The sequence below is a fragment of the Buttiauxella agrestis genome, assembly GCF_900446255.1.
Lineage (GTDB): Bacteria > Pseudomonadota > Gammaproteobacteria > Enterobacterales > Enterobacteriaceae > Buttiauxella > Buttiauxella agrestis.
On sequence record NZ_UIGI01000001.1, the window covers coordinates 1,141,196 to 1,158,820 of the forward strand.

Here is a 17,625-nt window from a genome sequence, read left to right on the forward strand (position 1 = left end):
GACTAGCGAATAATTCACGGTAAATCAAAGGTTTTACGAAATCGATGGGGCTATAGCTCAGCTGGGAGAGCGCCTGCCTTGCACGCAGGAGGTCAGCGGTTCGATCCCGCTTAGCTCCACCATCATTTCATGCTCACCCAATACTTCTAAGTGTACTGTTTAACAGTGTGCTGAGAAGTATTTGCTCTTTAAAAATCCGGAACAAGCTGAAAATTGAAACGACACACTGTTTCCTTTCTCCGTAATAAGAAAGGAAAATGCGGTGTGTTCGAGTCTCTCAAATTTTCACAATCACGATTGTGTCTTACGAGACATCTTCGGGTTGTGAGGTTAAGCGACTAAGCGTACACGGTGGATGCCCTGGCAGTCAGAGGCGATGAAGGACGTGCTAATCTGCGATAAGCGTCGGTAAGGTGATATGAACCGTTATAACCGACGATTTCCGAATGGGGAAACCCAGTGCAATTCGTTGCACTATCGTTAAGTGAATACATAGCTTAACGAAGCGAACCGGGGGAACTGAAACATCTAAGTACCCCGAGGAAAAGAAATCAACCGAGATTCCCCCAGTAGCGGCGAGCGAACGGGGAGCAGCCCAGAGTCTGAATCAGTTTGTGTATTAGTGGAAGCGTCTGGAAAGTCGCAGGGTACAGGGTGATACTCCCGTACACAAAAATACACATACTGTGAACTCGAAGAGTAGGGCGGGACACGTGGTATCCTGTCTGAATATGGGGGGACCATCCTCCAAGGCTAAATACTCCTGACTGACCGATAGTGAACCAGTACCGTGAGGGAAAGGCGAAAAGAACCCCGGCGAGGGGAGTGAAACAGAACCTGAAACCGTGTACGTACAAGCAGTGGGAGCCTCTTTTATGGGGTGACTGCGTACCTTTTGTATAATGGGTCAGCGACTTATATTCTGTAGCAAGGTTAACCGTATAGGGGAGCCGCAGGGAAACCGAGTCTTAACTGGGCGTTAAGTTGCAGGGTATAGACCCGAAACCCGGTGATCTAGCCATGGGCAGGTTGAAGGTTGGGTAACACTAACTGGAGGACCGAACCGACTAATGTTGAAAAATTAGCGGATGACTTGTGGCTGGGGGTGAAAGGCCAATCAAACCGGGAGATAGCTGGTTCTCCCCGAAAGCTATTTAGGTAGCGCCTCGTGAACTCATCTTCGGGGGTAGAGCACTGTTTCGGCTAGGGGGCCATCCCGGCTTACCAACCCGATGCAAACTACGAATACCGAAGAATGTTATCACGGGAGACACACGGCGGGTGCTAACGTCCGTCGTGAAGAGGGAAACAACCCAGACCGCCAGCTAAGGTCCCAAAGTCATGGTTAAGTGGGAAACGATGTGGGAAGGCACAGACAGCCAGGATGTTGGCTTAGAAGCAGCCATCATTTAAAGAAAGCGTAATAGCTCACTGGTCGAGTCGGCCTGCGCGGAAGATGTAACGGGGCTAAACCATGCACCGAAGCTGCGGCAGCGACGCTTAGGCGTTGTTGGGTAGGGGAGCGTTCTGTAAGCCGTTGAAGCTGGACTGTGAGGTCTGGTGGAGGTATCAGAAGTGCGAATGCTGACATAAGTAACGATAAAGCGGGTGAAAAACCCGCTCGCCGGAAGACCAAGGGTTCCTGTCCAACGTTAATCGGGGCAGGGTGAGTCGACCCCTAAGGCGAGGCCGAAAGGCGTAGTCGATGGGAAACAGGTTAATATTCCTGTACTCGGTGTTACTGCGAAGGGGGGACGGAGAGGGCTATGTTAGCCGGGCGACGGTTGTCCCGGTTTAAGCATGTAGGCGGAGAGTTTAGGTAAATCCGGACTCTTATCTAACGCTGAGGTGTGATGACGAGGCACTACGGTGCTGAAGTAACAAATGCCGCACTTCCAGGAAAAGCCTCTAAGCATCAGGTAACAACGAATCGTACCCCAAACCGACACAGGTGGTCAGGTAGAGAATACCAAGGCGCTTGAGAGAACTCGGGTGAAGGAACTAGGCAAAATGGTGCCGTAACTTCGGGAGAAGGCACGCTGTCGGTAGGTGAAGTCCCTCGCGGATGGAGCTGAAGGCAGTCGAAGATACCAGCTGGCTGCAACTGTTTATTAAAAACACAGCACTGTGCAAACACGAAAGTGGACGTATACGGTGTGACGCCTGCCCGGTGCCGGAAGGTTAATTGATGGGGTTAAGCGCAAGCTGAAGCTCTTGATCGAAGCCCCGGTAAACGGCGGCCGTAACTATAACGGTCCTAAGGTAGCGAAATTCCTTGTCGGGTAAGTTCCGACCTGCACGAATGGCGTAATGATGGCCAGGCTGTCTCCACCCGAGACTCAGTGAAATTGAAATCGCTGTGAAGATGCAGTGTACCCGCGGCAAGACGGAAAGACCCCGTGAACCTTTACTATAGCTTGACACTGAACATTGAGCCTTGATGTGTAGGATAGGTGGGAGGCTTTGAAGTGTGGACGCCAGTCTGCATGGAGCCAACCTTGAAATACCACCCTTTAATGTTTGATGTTCTAACGTAGACCCGTGATCCGGGTTGCGGACAGTGTCTGGTGGGTAGTTTGACTGGGGCGGTCTCCTCCTAAAGCGTAACGGAGGAGCACGAAGGTTAGCTAATCACGGTCGGACATCGTGAGGTTAGTGCAAAGGCATAAGCTAGCTTGACTGCGAGAGTGACGGCTCGAGCAGGTGCGAAAGCAGGTCTTAGTGATCCGGTGGTTCTGAATGGAAGGGCCATCGCTCAACGGATAAAAGGTACTCCGGGGATAACAGGCTGATACCGCCCAAGAGTTCATATCGACGGCGGTGTTTGGCACCTCGATGTCGGCTCATCACATCCTGGGGCTGAAGTAGGTCCCAAGGGTATGGCTGTTCGCCATTTAAAGTGGTACGCGAGCTGGGTTTAGAACGTCGTGAGACAGTTCGGTCCCTATCTGCCGTGGGCGCTGGAGAATTGAGGGGGGCTGCTCCTAGTACGAGAGGACCGGAGTGGACGCATCACTGGTGTTCGGGTTGTCATGCCAATGGCATTGCCCGGTAGCTAAATGCGGAAAAGATAAGCGCTGAAAGCATCTAAGCGCGAAACTTGCCCCGAGATGAATTCTCCCTGGGAACTTGATTCCCCTGAAGGAACGTTGAAGACTACGACGTTGATAGGCTGGGTGTGTAAGCGTAGCGATACGTTGAGCTAACCAGTACTAATGATCCGTGAGGCTTAACCTTACAACACCGAAGGTGTTTTGGTTGAGAGACTAAGCATTTTATTTTCAGCTTGAACCGAGATTTTAAGTCGATGGTTGTGTGAATAACATGACGGTTGATGAAACAGAATATGCCTGGCGGCAACAGCGCGGTGGTCCCACCTGACCCCATGCCGAACTCAGAAGTGAAACGCCGTAGCGCCGATGGTAGTGTGGGGTCTCCCCATGCGAGAGTAGGGAACTGCCAGGCTCTAAATAAGTGGAAAGCCCTGTACTGACGTACAGGGCTTTTTGCTGTCTGTGAAAAATTTTCGGACATCATTCTGAATGCCATTTATGGCGGCCCCGATGGGGTGAGTATCAGGATGATACGAATAATTTATGCAATTTCCTCGTAATACACTCCAAAAGATTAGCTTGCTCACAATTTTGTAAGCAACTACATCGAAACAGATAACTCTGAGGCGCATCTGTTTTATCTCCTGCTTTACTGGATCTTTGGGCTTTTGCCTATTCAGGAAGACAGGAGAAAATTAAAATGACTGAAACAGTAACAACACAGCAGGATAACGCCGCTCTTACAAGCTCAGATACACGCCGCCGTATTTGGGCCATTGTCGGAGCATCATCGGGGAATTTGGTTGAGTGGTTTGATTTCTACGTCTATTCATTCTGTTCGCTGTACTTCGCCCATATCTTTTTCCCTTCAGGTAACAACACAACCCAACTTCTACAAACAGCAGGGGTATTTGCTGCTGGGTTCTTGATGCGTCCGATAGGGGGCTGGCTGTTTGGCTACATTGCCGATAAACATGGCCGCAAAAACTCAATGCTAATCTCAGTCTGCATGATGTGCTTCGGATCTTTGGTGATCGCCTGTTTACCAGGCTATGAAGCCATTGGCACCTGGGCACCAGTACTGCTTTTATTGGCTCGCTTATTTCAGGGACTCTCTGTAGGAGGGGAATATGGAACAAGTGCGACATATATGAGTGAAGTTGCAGTAGAAGGCCGGAAAGGATTTTATGCTTCTTTCCAATATGTGACGCTTATCGGAGGGCAACTTTTAGCTCTGCTGGTCGTCGTTGTGCTCCAGCAAATTCTCAGTGACGGGGAATTACGTGAATGGGGATGGAGAATTCCATTTGCCCTTGGAGCTGTACTGGCCGTTGTTGCACTATATCTACGTCGTTCGCTGGATGAAACATCAAATAAAACAACGCGGGAACATAAAGATGCCGGTACTTTAGGCGGTCTTTGGAAAAACCGTCGCGCTTTTATTATGGTTCTTGGGTTTACCGCTGGCGGTTCACTAAGTTTTTATACCTTCACGACTTACATGCAAAAGTATTTGGTTAATACAGCAGGAATGCATGCGAATACTGCCAGCGCATTAATGACATTTGCATTGTTTATATTTATGTTGGTACAACCCTTCTTTGGAGCTTTATCAGATAGGATTGGTCGCCGTAATTCCATGCTGTGTTTTGGTGGATAAGCCACGGTAATGACAGTTCCCGTTCTTACCGCTTTGCAAAACGTCACCTCTCCCTACGCGGCATTTGGCCTTGTCATATTCGCTATGTTAATCGTCAGTTTTTATACTTCGATCAGCGGGATTTTGAAGGCTGAAATGTTCCCGCCAGAAGTCCGGGCATTAGGTGTCGGTTTATCTTACGCGGTAGCCAATGCGCTGTTTGGTGGTTCCGCAGAATATGTTGCGCTTTCCCTCAAATCTATTGGTATGGAAACAGCATTTTTCTGGTATGTCTCCGGAATGGGGGCTTTAGCATTCCTGGTGTCACTGTTGCTACATCGCAAGGGTAAAGGGATAAAACTTTAATATCGGGCAAATTGCCATATTGCATAGCCGGTGGCCGCACCGGCTACATCCCACGTGAAATCCTTCCAGCTCCACCCACTTCCTGTATCACGGCTATCCCAAAGCTCTTTGGTTGCCCCAAGGCTGACTGAAAATAAGAAACCAAAATTAGCACTACGGGAATCACTCCAGTTCTGATGATGACCATATTCATTCCCCGCAGCGGACAGAATTGCAGAGGCGATAAAATGTTGAGCTTTATCCTGCCCGTGCCACTGATCTTGCGCCATATGGCTGCAACCACTCAAGAGGAACACTAATGGAAGTAATAAACGTAGCATTCACTCTCCTCTGGCTATAAAAAAACCCTGCAAGCAGGGTTTTATCAGTATAACGATGAATTACAGAATACGACTGATCAAACGGTCGATGCGGATACGTCGCAAGCGGCGAATGAGCTTACGAACTTTTATAGGATATTCCGCAATACTCTGTAAATCGCGATAATGCTGAACAACAGTAGTATGCGTGCGGATCAATTCCAGTTCATGATCGCGTTGTGTGGTGAGCTCGTGCTTAGGATCATGAATCAGAATCGCATTCTCCAGATCCAGCCTCCATGCTCTCGGGTTCAGGTTATTTCCCGTCAGTAGCATCCACTCGTCATCTACCCACATACCTTTCAAGTGATAACTGTTATCTTCATCTTTCCATAAGCGCACAATTAATTGCCCGCTATTAACGTAATATTGCAAACGGCTCAGGAAGCGGCGAAGGTTAATTTCATAGAGATAAGGCAATGCACCGATTATCTTAAACGGCTGATCTTCTGGAATATAAAAATCATTCGCCGTTTTGTCGCCGACAATAATTTCGACCTGCTTACCTTCGCGAAGCAACTGAATAATATTTCGTACCAGTACCGCCGGAAGGTTGAAATAAGGCGTACAGATAACGAGTTTTTGCTCAGTACACGGCATCAAATGATAGATAGTTTTATTGAGCAAGCTTGTTTTGCCCAGGCCAACCAAAGGCGTAACGGCAAGCTGCTCGTTATCGGCATTCCCCTGGAAATGGAAACTCGCATCTCGCAATTCCTGGCGGAACAAACGAATATCATTTTTAATCTCAGGGCTTTTTGGTCTATGTAATCTATCGAGGCGATGTACCGCACGTCCACGCACCAGATTTTGCTGCATCCAGTTATACATAATGTCGGAAAGCTGCGGATTACAGATGACCTGATAGCGGTCATAACGATATTTATCATGCTGATGTAGATAAACGTCATTCACGCTGGCGCCGCTATAAATCACGCAATCATCAACAATAAAGCCTTTAAAGTGCAGAACGCCCAACGCTTCGCGAGTATTCACAGGCACGCCGTGAACAGGGATATCTACACCTGGATGTTCTTCAGCCATGCGATGATACCAGTCGGCATTAGTGTTAGTTGCAGCCGCACCAATTCGGCCTCGCTGAGCGCGATGCCAGTCTACCAGGACAGTCACTTCAATTTCCGGGCGTTGCTGTTTCGCCTGGTAAAGTGCAGCTAACACGGCTTTACCCGCATCGTCTTGCTCAAGATACAGAGCGACAATACAGATGCGGCGAGTTGCACTAGCAATTTTTTGCAGCAGGACTTCACGGAAATCCGCTGGGGAGAAAAGGGTCTCTACATCATCAACTGACTGAGAAAGCTTCGGCAATTGGGCAAGGTGTTGTTGATGTTTATTGCGTTTAAATTTAGACAACATCACAGTGCGTATCTTCTCTATTCATTGGATGGCCTTCTGCAAAATCCAGACGTCAGAACTTGCTGATAATACCACTACTGACCCGTAAAGTGAGTAAGTTTTCCAGTACCTTACTCACGAATCCACGCTTTTAATCAATGGAAGTGTCAGGCTGACAATGCCATCTTCCAGTTGTATATCGACATCGAATCCAAGTTTTCGGGCCAATGAGACCATGCCACGGTTATTTGGCATTGTTATGCCGTTAAGGCGTTGGAGCCCGTGCTCTCCTGTGTAGGCAATAAGCTTCTCCAGCAGTCTGCGGCCTAATCCAAGTCCTTTTAAATCAGATCGCACCAGCACCGCAAACTCGGCATCAATATTATCGGGGTCGGAGATTGCACGGGTTACGCCGATTATCTCGCTGGTACCGTTTTGTTGCCTGACTGCAACGAATGCCATTTCTCGATCGTAGTCGATCTGGGTCATATTGGCTAAATCTTCATGGGTAAATTCGTTGATCTCGCTGAAATAGCGGTAGTAAAGATCTTCTTTGGTGACCAGGGAAATAAACTGTTGTAGCAGCGGTTCATCTTCTGGAAGGATCGGGCGAAACAGGCACTGTTCACCATTCTTGAGGATCACGTTTTCTTCAAGTTGGTAGGGATAAGGACGAATAGCCAGCCGGGTCTCCGGATCACCCTCGAATTCAGCGAGCTGTAAGGTGACATCCAGCAATGTGAATTCGTTTCCAGAAGCCAGAAGTGGGTGAATATCCAGGCGACGGATTTCCGGGCAATCGACAATTAAGTTAGAAACTTGGACCAGAATCTGACTAATACCGGGAACATCTAACGGGCGTAGTGCGCTACGCCCACGAATTTTTCCGCTTTTTATCGCCTGAATAACCAAATAGCGGGCAAGGTTCATGTTCAACGGAGGTAATGCGACAACGGCTTGCTGATCGGGTCGCCATTCTACACCGCCTTCGCCCAGCATAATCAAAGGGCCAAAGACAGGATCATGCTCAACAACGATTCGTAGTTCCTGAGCGCCAGCGCGATTAGCCATGCTTTGAACCAATAACCCATGAATTCGCGCTTGTGGCCACGCCATTTTCACACGGTCAATGATGGCATCAGCGGCTTGTTGAACCTCCGTGGCGGTTCTCAGGTATAGCATTACCCCCTGAACTTCCGATTTATGCGGAATATCGGGAGAACGGAGCTTCAATGCCACGGGATAACCGATCTGCTCGGCGATATGCACGGCTTCTGCGCTATCACCGGCGATCCAGGTCGGTAACGTGTTCAAGCCATAGGCCTGCAAGATAGGGCGCACTTCATGTGTATCAAGCGAAGTCGCGCCTTCTTTTAATGCCTGCATCAGGAGTTGATGCGCCTCGCCGGCATTTGCTTTCAGATTGGCAGGCAGCGCGGGCGTTTCACGCAGTTGTTTTTGGTTACGACGGTATTCCACCATATGCATGAAGGCGGTAACTGCGCCTTCAGGCGTGCGATAGGTCGGAATACCGGCATCACTGAACAAGCGCCTGGATTCCTGAGACGAATATTCACCGCACCAGTTGGTAATTAACGTGATGTATTTACCCCGTGGGTGCCTGCGGATTAAGTCGATTAATGCGGTGGCACTTTCAGTCCCCGGAGCCGCAGCGCTTGGGGCATGGATCACCATCAGTGCATCAAAATCCTGGCTATCAAGTAAGATCTCCACGGCGTGAAGATAACGTTCTGGCGTGGCGTCATCTCGTAAGTCTAAGGGATTGCCACTTTCAACACTGATGGGCAAAGCCCCTTTTAGCTTACCGAGTATTTCTTCATTTAATGTTGCAAGTTTGCCATTGCGTAACCATAACTCATCCAGCGCCAACGCTGCTGGAGCAGCGCCGTTACTGATAATCATGAGGCGTTCGCCGCGAAGCGGTCGCATATGGCTCAATGTTTCTACGGCCGAAAACAGTTCATGAGTGTCTTGCACCCGTAACAAACCGGCTCGTTGAATCGCCGCATCCCAGGCTGCATCGAGCCCGGGATGTGTTTTCAGCAATTCTTGTGCTTTGGTGCTACGGCCGCTTTTAATCACCAGAATGGGTTTGTTACGAGAAGCACTTCGCGCGGCCGAAACAAAACGCCGCGCATCGCTCAAATGTTCCAGATAAAGCAAAATGGCGCTCGTTTTGGTATCGCGAGCCAGATAATCCAGTAATTCATCAACATCAATATCGAGGCTGTCGCCTAACGCAATAAACCACGAGAAGCCCATTTCACGTTGCTGCGCCCAATCCAGAATGGTGTTAGAAACAGCCGCAGATTGGGAGATAAAAGCCAGTTTACCTTTTTGAATTGGGACAGGTGAGAAGCTCGCATTGAGGCCCAGCCACGGAGCAAGTAAACCCAGGCTATTTGGGCCAAGTAAACGTATCTGCCACTGTGCAGCGCAAGCCAGTAAATCAGGCAATTGTTCAGGGGGAGAGGAGAGAATAATGCAGGCTTTACAGCCTTTTTCTCCCAGTGATTGCAGTAATTCCAGGTTACGTTTTGAGTGAGTGCAGATGACGGCGAGATCGGGGGCGAAGGGGAGGCTTGCAATATCAGGCCAGGCAAGCACGCCGCAGACCGCTTTATGGCTGGGCGTTACCGGCATGACTGGGCCGTTGAAACCGCCAGCCAGAAGATTGCGCATCATTAAATAACCCGCGCGATCTGTTTTTGCAGAAGCCCCGATAACCGCAATTGATTTGGGGCGCAGTAGCGCCTCCAGCCCACGTTGACTCATAGCTCTCTCTCCTGAGAATTAACTCAGTGAGTTTAAACGCTTTCTGGTTCCGGTGCTGTGATGCTGGATTGATGATGAGGTTTCCCCGCCAGATACCTCTCACGAAATAACGTGAAATGCTCAGTCAGACCGATGGCGGCATGTTCATCATCAGCCAGTGCGAGCAATGCAGCAGCGACTTCCGCAGTACAGTATTGGCCCTCGGCATGGGCTTCACGAAGACGATAGGCGGAGACAATACTTAAATCGACTGAAATCACGGGTAGTCCATCAAGATAAGGACTTTTGCGGAACATCTTGCGTGCTTCGGTCCATGTACCATCCAACATAATGAAGAGTGGTGGCTTGCCTGATTTTGGCGGGGTAGTTAGCACTTCGCGCCCAACGCTTGCATAAGATGCCGGGAATACCACCATTGGTTGGTAATCAGGGCAGCTGACTAAATCGAGCAAAGCCTGAGGGGGTTCTGTACGTGACCACTGAAACGCTTCGGTGTCCGGTAAAATATCGGCAATTAATCGCCCGGTATTGCTTGGCTTCATCGGTTCTGTATCGAACATCACCAGGCAAAAGCGGCTCCGTGCATTCTGAGGTTGTAGCGTTTCACACAGACAAACTTTTAGCGGCAGCAGGCAACGCTGGCAACGGCGAATGCGATTACCACGGGCAAGGAAGGGACGAGTTGCACGCGCCAGGCGTTCAGCGCGAAGACGTAAGACGGCGTTTTCAGTCATCAGATAAACAAGCTTAAAAACGCCATTCTAACGTAGATGAAGTATCCGGGCACAATAAACGTGCTCGTGAACTTAGATGTTTTCGTTCAGCCAGCTTTCAAACGGGGCTTTTGGCATCGCACCGTTTAGCATGTCGACCATTTCACCTTTTTTAAACACCATAATGGTCGGAATGCTGCGGATGCGGAAACGAGCACTTAGCGCTGGCTCCGCCTCTGTATTCACTTTAACAAAACGGACTTTGCCGCTGCGCTCTTCCGCGACATCTTCGAAGATTGGCGCGAAGTTGACACATGGGCCGCACCATGGTGCCCAAAAATCGACAACTACCGGTAAGTCGTCTTGCAGCAATTTATCCAGGGTTTCGCTGGTGGCATTAATCACTTCACCATCGAACAGCTCGTGACCACAACGGCCACATTTAGCACCGTCATCAATACGCTCGTCGGGAATGCGATTAATTGCCTGGCAGGCGGCACAAACGGTATTCATAACTAACCTCTAAAGGATGTGTTGTCCAAAAATGGCAAAATTCACAGATGATGTTTCTTATATGTTAAATATTATCAGCGATTAGTCGAGTGCCAGCAAAGTGATTTATTCGATGAATACAATAGTTGTGGGCTTTTGACCAAAGTTAATGGCTAACCAGTGCCACATCGGGTAATCTGCGCGCCACGCGCTCAGCCAGGTGGAGAAAAGCATGAACGACGAATTTAAAGGTAAAAGCGGCAAGGTCAAAGTGATGTATGTCCGCGGTGACGATGACAGCGAAAAACGCAGCCAAAACCCGCGCACAGGTAAAGGTGGTGGGCGTCCGGCAGCAGCGTCACGGGGTGAGGGCCGTCGTGGTCCACGTCGCGATGATAAACCTGGCGCAGGGCGCGAGCGGAATCGTAGTGACGATCGTGAAGATCGTGGTGATAACCCATGGCGCACGGTTTCACGACCGCCAAGAGAAGAAGTGTCTGAAGCAGGCGAGCAAATGGGTGCCAATGGCAGACCTATTGTTGACCCTGAAATCATTCGCCGCCAACGTGCGGAAGAAACACGTGTTTACGGTGAGAACGCTTGCCAGGCTTTGTTCCTGAGCCGTCCTGATTGCATCGTACGTGCCTGGTTCATCCAGAGCGTGACCCCGCGCTTCAAAGAAGCACTGCGTTGGATGGCTGCAAACCGTAAAGCCTACCATGTGGTAGATGATGCGGAGTTGGTTAAAGCATCCGGTACAGAACACCACGGTGGCGTTTGTTTCATCATTAAAAAGCGTCGCGGCATTACTGTTGACAGCTGGTTATCTAAAGCTGGCGAAGAAGATTGTGTGCTGGCGCTGGAAAACGTGGCTAACCCGCATAACCTCGGCGGCATTATGCGCAGCTGCGCACACTTCGGTGTGAAAGGCTTGCTGGTGGAAGATGCAGCAATGCTGGAATCTGGCGCTGCGGTTCGTACTGCTGAAGGCGGTGCGGAGCATGTTGAAGCAATCAGCGGCGAGACTTTCGAAGAAGGTCTGGAGCAATTCCGTAAAGCCGGTTACGCGATTGTCACAACATCAAGCCATAAAGGAACTCCGCTTTTCAAAGCTGAGTTGCCGAAGAAAATGGTTCTGGTGTTAGGTCAGGAACGTGAAGGTGTATCTGATGCGACCTTTGAAAATGCTGACATGAGCGTTGCTATCACAGGTACTGGTAATGTTGAAAGCCTGAACGTATCAGTGGCAACCGGTGTGTTGTTGTCTGAATGGTGGCGTCAAAACAAAGCGTAATGCTTTGAGAATCACCGTTTTAAAAAGCCAGCGAAAGCTGGCTTTTTTGTCTCTTTATTCTGGCAAGACCGGCGTCCAGTCAATTGCGGGCTGGTTGCGTTCGGTCAGATACTGATTGGTTTTAGAGAAGTGCCCACACCCCAGAAAACCACGATGTGCCGACAAAGGCGAGGGATGAGGGGCTTGTAAAACGTGATGGCGGTTCCTGTCAATAAAACTGCCTTTCTTCTGCGCATGCGATCCCCAGAGTAAAAAGACGACACCTTCACAGTGTTCGTTAATCAGCGCAATTACTTTATCTGTGAATGTTTCCCAGCCTAATTTCGCATGTGAATGCGCATTACCCGCCTCGACGGTTAATACCGTGTTGAGTAAAAGCACGCCCTGACGCGCCCAGCTTTCGAGATAACCGTGATTGGGTTGCACAAAATCAGCAATGTCGCTCTGCAATTCTTTGTACATATTCTTTAAAGAGGGTGGAACTGCAATCCCCGGCAGAACAGAGAATGCCAGACCGTGCGCTTGCCCTGGACCATGATAGGGGTCTTGCCCAAGGATGACCACTTTCACGCCACTCAGCTCTGTAAATCTGAATGCGTTGAATACGTCTTTCTGAGGAGGATAAACCGTGACTCCAGCAGCACGTCGTTCAGCAACGGTTGCCAGCGTATGAATGAAATAGGGTTGTTGCTTTTCTTGAGCCAGCACATCGTGCCAGGTGAGGGGGGTCGTCATCTCGCTCTCCTGCGATTTGGAATCTCACTAGCTTAACGGCTTCTTTCTTCTAAACAAAATGGATGAGTCACTTTGAGACTTAAACCTAAAAAAATTTGAAAATTTACATAATTTTTAATTTCGACCACGTCCGCTAAGTTGATGTAAAACAAATAAATGATATCATAGGCACATTGACGGCATGGATTTAATTGATTTAAATCAAAGTTTGAAGCCGGTTTGGCTAGTATAAAGATCAGTAACGCAACAATGGTTTTACCAATGAGCCAGTTTATGGCCCGAAATAGAATCACAAAATTAGCCCATAGGGAGAAATAAAATGATTACTGGTATCCAAATTACTAAAGCTGCAAATGATTCACTCCTGAACTCTATCTGGCTGCTGGACAGCGAGAAAGGCGAAGCGCGTTGTGTATGTGCTAAAGCGGATTTTGCTGAAGATGAAGTTGTCGCAGTGAGCAAACTGGGCGAGTTCGAATATCGTGAAATCCCAGTAGAAGCAAAACCTGAAGTTCGTGTAGAAGGTGGTCAGCACCTGAACGTGAACGTTCTGCGTCGTGAAACTCTGGAAGATGCTGTTAAACACCCAGAAAAATATCCGCAGCTGACCATTCGTGTTTCTGGCTATGCCGTACGTTTCAACTCACTGACTGCAGAACAGCAGCGTGACGTCATTGCTCGTACCTTCACTGCAAGCCTGTAATTTCTAAAGTATTTAAAAAGCCGGTGGCAATTGCACCGGCTTTTTTTATGGTTCTGATTCATAAATGTAACGAAACGGTTAAAACTCTAACTCAAGTCATAAAAAAACCGCCTCCTGGGAGACGGCTTATATAGCTGCTGATGAATTATTCAGCTGAATCTGTTTTCGCACTGCTTGGTTTACGGCGCTTACCGACATTCTTCTTATCGCGAAGACGAACTTTCACACGCGGTTTTTCTTTCTCGTCTTTCTTCTTCTCTTCGCGCTTAGCGAGCACTTTCTTCGACGGCTTTCCGGTGAGTTTTTCACTCGGTGCGCGAGTGGTTGGGCGTAGCTCATCAATCACGCGAGATTTCATTGGTTCTTTCATGTAGCGAGTGACTTTGCCCAGCAGCAAATGGTCATGCGCTTCAACCAACGAGATTGCAGTGCCTTTCAGGCCAGCACGACCCGTACGCCCGATACGGTGCAGATAGGTATCAGCAGTACGCGGCATATCGAAGTTAAACACATGGCTCACTTCTGGAATATCAATACCACGCGCGGCAACATCGGTTGCAATCAGAACGTTCACGCGGCCATCAGTCAAACGCTTGATTGCCTCGGTACGTTTCATCTGCACCATTTCGCCTTCGAGATAGCAGGTATTGATTCCCGCTTCGCGAAGCCAGGCAACCAGTTCATGCACACGATCGCGTTTACGCACAAAGACGATTGAACGAGTGGTATCCGGTTGTTTGAGCAGATGTACCAACAGAGCGGTTTTATGCTCAATGTTATCGGCACGGTAGTACCACTGGTGGATTTTTTTGCGTTCACGTGTTGATGACGTTGCTGAAACTTCAACCGGATCTTCTAACAAACGCTCTGCGAAGTTCTTGATTGCATCGCCTTCAAGCGTGGCAGAGAACAGCATGGTTTGTTTGCGCCAGCGAGTCTCAGCAGCAATGGTTTCGATATCCTGCGCAAAGCCCAAATCCAACATGCGATCGGCTTCATCAAGAATCAGTGTCTCAACCGCACGGCAATCAAAGTTTTCTTCTTTGATGTATTGCAGCAGGCGGCCCGTCGTTGCGACAACGATATCCTGATTTTCGCTAAACACTTCAGCGTGGTTCATATAAGCCACGCCACCAGTGATGGTTGCGATATCAAGATGTGTATGTTTTGCCAGCTCACGAGCGTGATCGGCCACTTGCATTGCCAGTTCACGCGTTGGCGTGACGATCAAAATACGTGGTGGGCCAGATTTTTTACGCGGGAAATCGACCAAATGCTGTAACACAGGCAGCAAATAAGCGGCTGTTTTACCGGTACCGGTTGGTGCGGAACCGAGGACATCACGCCCTTCAAGTGCAGGTGGAATGGCGGCAGCCTGAATAGCTGTCGGGCGGGTAAAGCCCTTGTCCTGGAGCGCGAGCAACAAGCTCTCGTCAAGTTCCAGTTCGGAAAAAGTGGTTACAGTCATGGTCTTCCTCTATGTAGGGCGCCGATTATAGACGTTATGGCTGCGATCTTCATCTGTTTGTGTGGATAACTGACGCTTTTCCTGGCAGCAACTTTCCCCTATGCTACACCCGTTTCTCTACAGGGTAGCTAAGATGTGCAGTCAAAGAGCAGTATTGCGTCGTGATGGATTCACCTTTAAACAATTCTTTGTAGCGCACGACAGATGCGCAATGAAAGTCGGAACCGATGGCACGTTGCTGGGCGCATGGGTACCCGTAGCAAATGTGAAAAACGTATTGGATATTGGCACCGGAAGCGGCTTACTGGCATTAATGCTCGCGCAGCGCACGCCTGATCATGTCACGATCGATGCAGTAGAACTTGATCCTGTTGCCGCTGAGCAAGCTGCGGAAAACGCCGCAGGGTGCAAGTGGTCTTCGCGTATCTCGGTTCATTGCGCTGATATTCGTGAATGGGCGCAACAAGCCACGCAACGTTATTCGTTAATCATCAGCAACCCGCCATTTTTTTCCCAGGGCAGTGATTGTGCTTCACCGGAACGTGCCCAGGCTCGCTATACCACAACGCTTGATCATAACGCGTTGTTGAGTAGTGCCGCTCAGTTGATCACTGAAGATGGCTTTTTCTGTGTGATCATGCCTGAAACGTCGGGAACGGCTTTTTGTGAACTGGCAAAAACACAGGGATGGTTTGTACGTTACCGTACAGATATCGCAGATAATGAAACGCGTTTGCCGCATCGCGTCATGTTGGCGTTGTCACCAACAGATGGTGAATACTTTACTGAACGATTAATCATTCGTGGGCCAGACCAACAGTATTCCGAAGGCTATTGCAGCCTGACCCAGGATTTCTATTTATTTATGTAGAGTGGCGAAAGAATGCTTGGCCCGGAGTTTTCGGCCAAATCCGGGTAGTCCAGAGTGTAGTGCAGACCCCGGCTTTCTTTACGCATCATGGCACAGCGCACGATTAACTCAGCAACCTGCACCAGGTTGCGCAGTTCCAGCAAATTGTTCGACACGCGGAAGTTGGCATAGTATTCGTCGATCTCTTGCTGCAACATCGTAATTCGGCGCAGTGCGCGTTCCAGACGGCGCGTGGATCGTACAATCCCAACGTAATCCCACATAAACAGGCGAAGCTCATGCCAGTTATGTTGAATCACAACCTGTTCATCTGGATTATCGACGCGGCTATCATCCCAGTCCGGCAGTTTTCTGGAGATTCGGGCGTATGGCATACGCTTTATAATATCCTCTGCCGCTGACCAGCCATAAACCAGGCATTCCAGCAGCGAGTTCGACGCCATACGGTTTGCGCCATGCAGACCGGTATAAGTGACTTCGCCGATAGCATATAGCCCGTCAACATCAGTCCGCCCATTTTCATCGACCATCACACCGCCGCAGGTGTAATGTGCCGCTGGCACAACCGGGACGGGTTCTTTGGTGAGATCAATACCCAGCCCCATCAGCTTTTCGTAAATGGTTGGGAAATGATGGCGTACAAACTCTTCTGGTTTGTGGCTGATATCAAGGTACATGCAGTCTGCACCCAGACGCTTCATCTCATGATCGATGGCGCGAGCGACGATATCTCGCGGAGCCAGTTCACCACGCTCATCAAAATCAGGCATGAACCGTGAGCCATCCGGGCGCTTGAGATATGCACCTTCACCGCGTAAGGCTTCGGTCAGCAGGAAATTACGTGCTTGAGGATGGAACAACGCGGTAGGGTGGAACTGGTTAAATTCCAGGTTTGCGACGCGGCAACCGGCGCGCCAGGCCATGGCAATACCATCGCCTGAAGAAATATCTGGGTTAGTGGTGTACTGATAAACTTTCGATGCGCCGCCGGTGGCCAGAACCACCGCTTTTGCACGGCAGGTTTCCACTTTTTCACGATTGCGGTTCCAGATCCAGGCTCCGACCACGCGTCGCGTACCCGGTAAACCTATTTTGTCTGAAACAATTAAATCGACGGCATTACTGCGTTCGATGACACGAATATTCGGGTGGTTAAGCGCTTTCCCCACCAGAGTGGTTTCCACTTCTTTACCCGTGGCGTCTGCAGCATGCAGAATTCGACGATGGCTATGCCCACCTTCGCGGGTTAAATGATAGCTTTCTGCACCATTTGGCTGAACTTCGGTATCAAATAACACGCCCTGGTCAATCAGCCATTGCACGCAGTGACGTGCATTACCGGCGACAAACTCCACCGCCTCACGGTCACAAATTCCAGCGCCTGCAATGAGAGTATCTTCTACATGTGAGTCGATGCTGTCCGTTTCATCAAACACAGCGGCAATGCCGCCCTGAGCATATAAAGTTGAGCCTTCATTAATCGGCCCTTTACTCAGAACTATTACTTTGCTGTTTTCGGCAAGCCGTAAAGCAAGAGAGAGGCCAGCAGCTCCGCTACCGACGATTAATACATCACAAGCGAGTTCGGAATTTGCGTTCATCGTGTTTAATTTACTAAACAATGGTTGGGCCAGCATATCACCCGATGTGGGCTACAACACGCTTTTTTTAAAGCTGTGTTATATCAACTAAACAAGATGACCTGCAGAAGTCAGTTTCATCTGAATTATGTGCGGAATAAGCCATATTTGCAGTCAGGCCACCGTCAGCGGCAGATTTT

General features: G+C 49.4%; 11 protein-coding genes, 1 tRNA gene, 2 rRNA genes and 1 pseudogene. 7 read left to right on the plus strand and 8 right to left on the minus strand.

Annotated features, from left to right (window positions below; translation table 11 throughout):
* Positions 1 to 46 precede the first annotated feature (46 nt).
* From DY231_RS05435 to DY231_RS05455, 4 genes and pseudogenes are all read left to right on the plus strand, one after another.
* Positions 47 to 122, plus strand: a tRNA-Ala gene (locus DY231_RS05435).
* Between the two features lie 206 nt (positions 123 to 328).
* A 23S ribosomal RNA gene (locus DY231_RS05440) occupies positions 329 to 3,237 on the plus strand.
* A 112-nt stretch (positions 3,238 to 3,349) separates the two neighbouring features.
* A 5S ribosomal RNA gene (gene rrf, locus DY231_RS05445) occupies positions 3,350 to 3,465 on the plus strand.
* A gap of 288 nt (positions 3,466 to 3,753) precedes the next feature.
* Positions 3,754 to 5,058, plus strand: a pseudogene (locus tag DY231_RS05455) (MFS transporter).
* On the opposite strand, the gene DY231_RS05460 reads toward DY231_RS05455, so the two are convergent.
* From DY231_RS05460 to trxC, 5 genes are all read right to left on the minus strand, one after another.
* Positions 5,055 to 5,378 carry a YfiM family lipoprotein gene (locus DY231_RS05460; protein ID WP_115627558.1) on the minus strand — a complete coding sequence of 108 codons (324 nt, stop codon included), beginning with the start codon at positions 5,376 to 5,378 and terminating at the stop codon, positions 5,055 to 5,057. The pseudogene DY231_RS05455 and the gene DY231_RS05460 overlap by 4 nt on opposite strands.
* Before the next feature lie 60 nt (positions 5,379 to 5,438).
* Positions 5,439 to 6,794, minus strand: coding sequence for a CDP-diacylglycerol--serine O-phosphatidyltransferase (pssA, locus tag DY231_RS05465; RefSeq protein WP_115627559.1), 1,356 nt, complete (start codon positions 6,792 to 6,794; stop codon positions 5,439 to 5,441).
* A 114-nt stretch (positions 6,795 to 6,908) separates the two neighbouring features.
* Positions 6,909 to 9,569: a bifunctional acetate--CoA ligase family protein/GNAT family N-acetyltransferase gene (locus DY231_RS05470; RefSeq protein WP_115627560.1), complete on the minus strand. Its 2,661-nt coding sequence runs from the start codon at positions 9,567 to 9,569 to the stop codon at positions 6,909 to 6,911.
* A 32-nt stretch (positions 9,570 to 9,601) separates the two neighbouring features.
* Positions 9,602 to 10,303, minus strand: coding sequence for a tRNA-uridine aminocarboxypropyltransferase (locus DY231_RS05475; protein ID WP_115627561.1), 702 nt, complete (start codon positions 10,301 to 10,303; stop codon positions 9,602 to 9,604).
* Positions 10,304 to 10,375: 72 nt separating this feature from the next.
* Entirely contained in the window at positions 10,376 to 10,795 is a 420-nt protein-coding gene (gene trxC / locus DY231_RS05480) for a thioredoxin TrxC (RefSeq protein WP_115627562.1), read from the minus strand.
* Positions 10,796 to 11,006: 211 nt separating this feature from the next.
* Here trxC and DY231_RS05485 point away from each other — a divergent pair, with 211 nt between their 5' ends.
* Positions 11,007 to 12,068, plus strand: a complete 1,062-nt coding sequence (locus DY231_RS05485) for a tRNA/rRNA methyltransferase (RefSeq protein WP_034497757.1) — start codon at positions 11,007 to 11,009, stop codon at positions 12,066 to 12,068.
* A 54-nt stretch (positions 12,069 to 12,122) separates the two neighbouring features.
* Here DY231_RS05485 and ung read toward each other — a convergent pair whose 3' ends face one another.
* Positions 12,123 to 12,803 carry a uracil-DNA glycosylase gene (ung, locus tag DY231_RS05490; RefSeq protein ID WP_115627563.1) on the minus strand — a complete coding sequence of 227 codons (681 nt, stop codon included), beginning with the start codon at positions 12,801 to 12,803 and terminating at the stop codon, positions 12,123 to 12,125.
* 319 nt (positions 12,804 to 13,122) lie between these two features.
* Here ung and grcA point away from each other — a divergent pair, with 319 nt between their 5' ends.
* Positions 13,123 to 13,506: an autonomous glycyl radical cofactor GrcA gene (gene grcA / locus DY231_RS05500; RefSeq protein WP_115627565.1), complete on the plus strand. Its 384-nt coding sequence runs from the start codon at positions 13,123 to 13,125 to the stop codon at positions 13,504 to 13,506.
* A 145-nt stretch (positions 13,507 to 13,651) separates the two neighbouring features.
* On the opposite strand, the gene srmB is transcribed toward grcA, so the two are convergent.
* Positions 13,652 to 14,974, minus strand: a complete 1,323-nt coding sequence (gene srmB, locus DY231_RS05505) for an ATP-dependent RNA helicase SrmB (protein ID WP_115627566.1) — start codon at positions 14,972 to 14,974, stop codon at positions 13,652 to 13,654.
* A 133-nt stretch (positions 14,975 to 15,107) separates the two neighbouring features.
* Between srmB and trmN the strand changes: the two genes are divergently transcribed.
* On the plus strand, positions 15,108 to 15,845 hold the full coding sequence (trmN, locus tag DY231_RS05510) for a tRNA(1)(Val) (adenine(37)-N(6))-methyltransferase TrmN (protein WP_115627567.1): 738 nt from the start codon (positions 15,108 to 15,110) through the stop codon (positions 15,843 to 15,845).
* On the opposite strand, the gene nadB is transcribed toward trmN, so the two are convergent.
* A complete protein-coding gene (gene nadB / locus DY231_RS05515) occupies positions 15,830 to 17,446 on the minus strand; it encodes an L-aspartate oxidase (protein ID WP_115631773.1) in 1,617 nt (538 codons plus the stop codon). The two genes, trmN and nadB, sit on opposite strands and share 16 nt — an antisense overlap.
* Positions 17,447 to 17,625: the final 179 nt, after the last annotated feature.

Excerpts from the sequence above, each read along its gene's own strand:
- DY231_RS05460 (WP_115627558.1), bottom strand. The coding sequence starts at position 5,378 with ATGCTACGTTTATTACTTCCATTAGTGTTCCTCTTGAGTGGTTGCAGC.
- pssA (WP_115627559.1), bottom strand. The coding sequence starts at position 6,794 with ATGTTGTCTAAATTTAAACGCAATAAACATCAACAACACCTTGCCCAA.
- DY231_RS05470 (WP_115627560.1), bottom strand. The coding sequence starts at position 9,569 with ATGAGTCAACGTGGGCTGGAGGCGCTACTGCGCCCCAAATCAATTGCG.
- DY231_RS05475 (WP_115627561.1), bottom strand. The coding sequence starts at position 10,303 with ATGACTGAAAACGCCGTCTTACGTCTTCGCGCTGAACGCCTGGCGCGT.
- trxC (WP_115627562.1), bottom strand. The coding sequence starts at position 10,795 with ATGAATACCGTTTGTGCCGCCTGCCAGGCAATTAATCGCATTCCCGAC.
- DY231_RS05485 (WP_034497757.1), top strand. The coding sequence starts at position 11,007 with ATGAACGACGAATTTAAAGGTAAAAGCGGCAAGGTCAAAGTGATGTAT.
- ung (WP_115627563.1), bottom strand. The coding sequence starts at position 12,803 with ATGACGACCCCCCTCACCTGGCACGATGTGCTGGCTCAAGAAAAGCAA.
- grcA (WP_115627565.1), top strand. The coding sequence starts at position 13,123 with ATGATTACTGGTATCCAAATTACTAAAGCTGCAAATGATTCACTCCTG.
- srmB (WP_115627566.1), bottom strand. The coding sequence starts at position 14,974 with ATGACTGTAACCACTTTTTCCGAACTGGAACTTGACGAGAGCTTGTTG.
- trmN (WP_115627567.1), top strand. The coding sequence starts at position 15,108 with ATGTGCAGTCAAAGAGCAGTATTGCGTCGTGATGGATTCACCTTTAAA.
- nadB (WP_115631773.1), bottom strand. The coding sequence starts at position 17,446 with ATGAACGCAAATTCCGAACTCGCTTGTGATGTATTAATCGTCGGTAGC.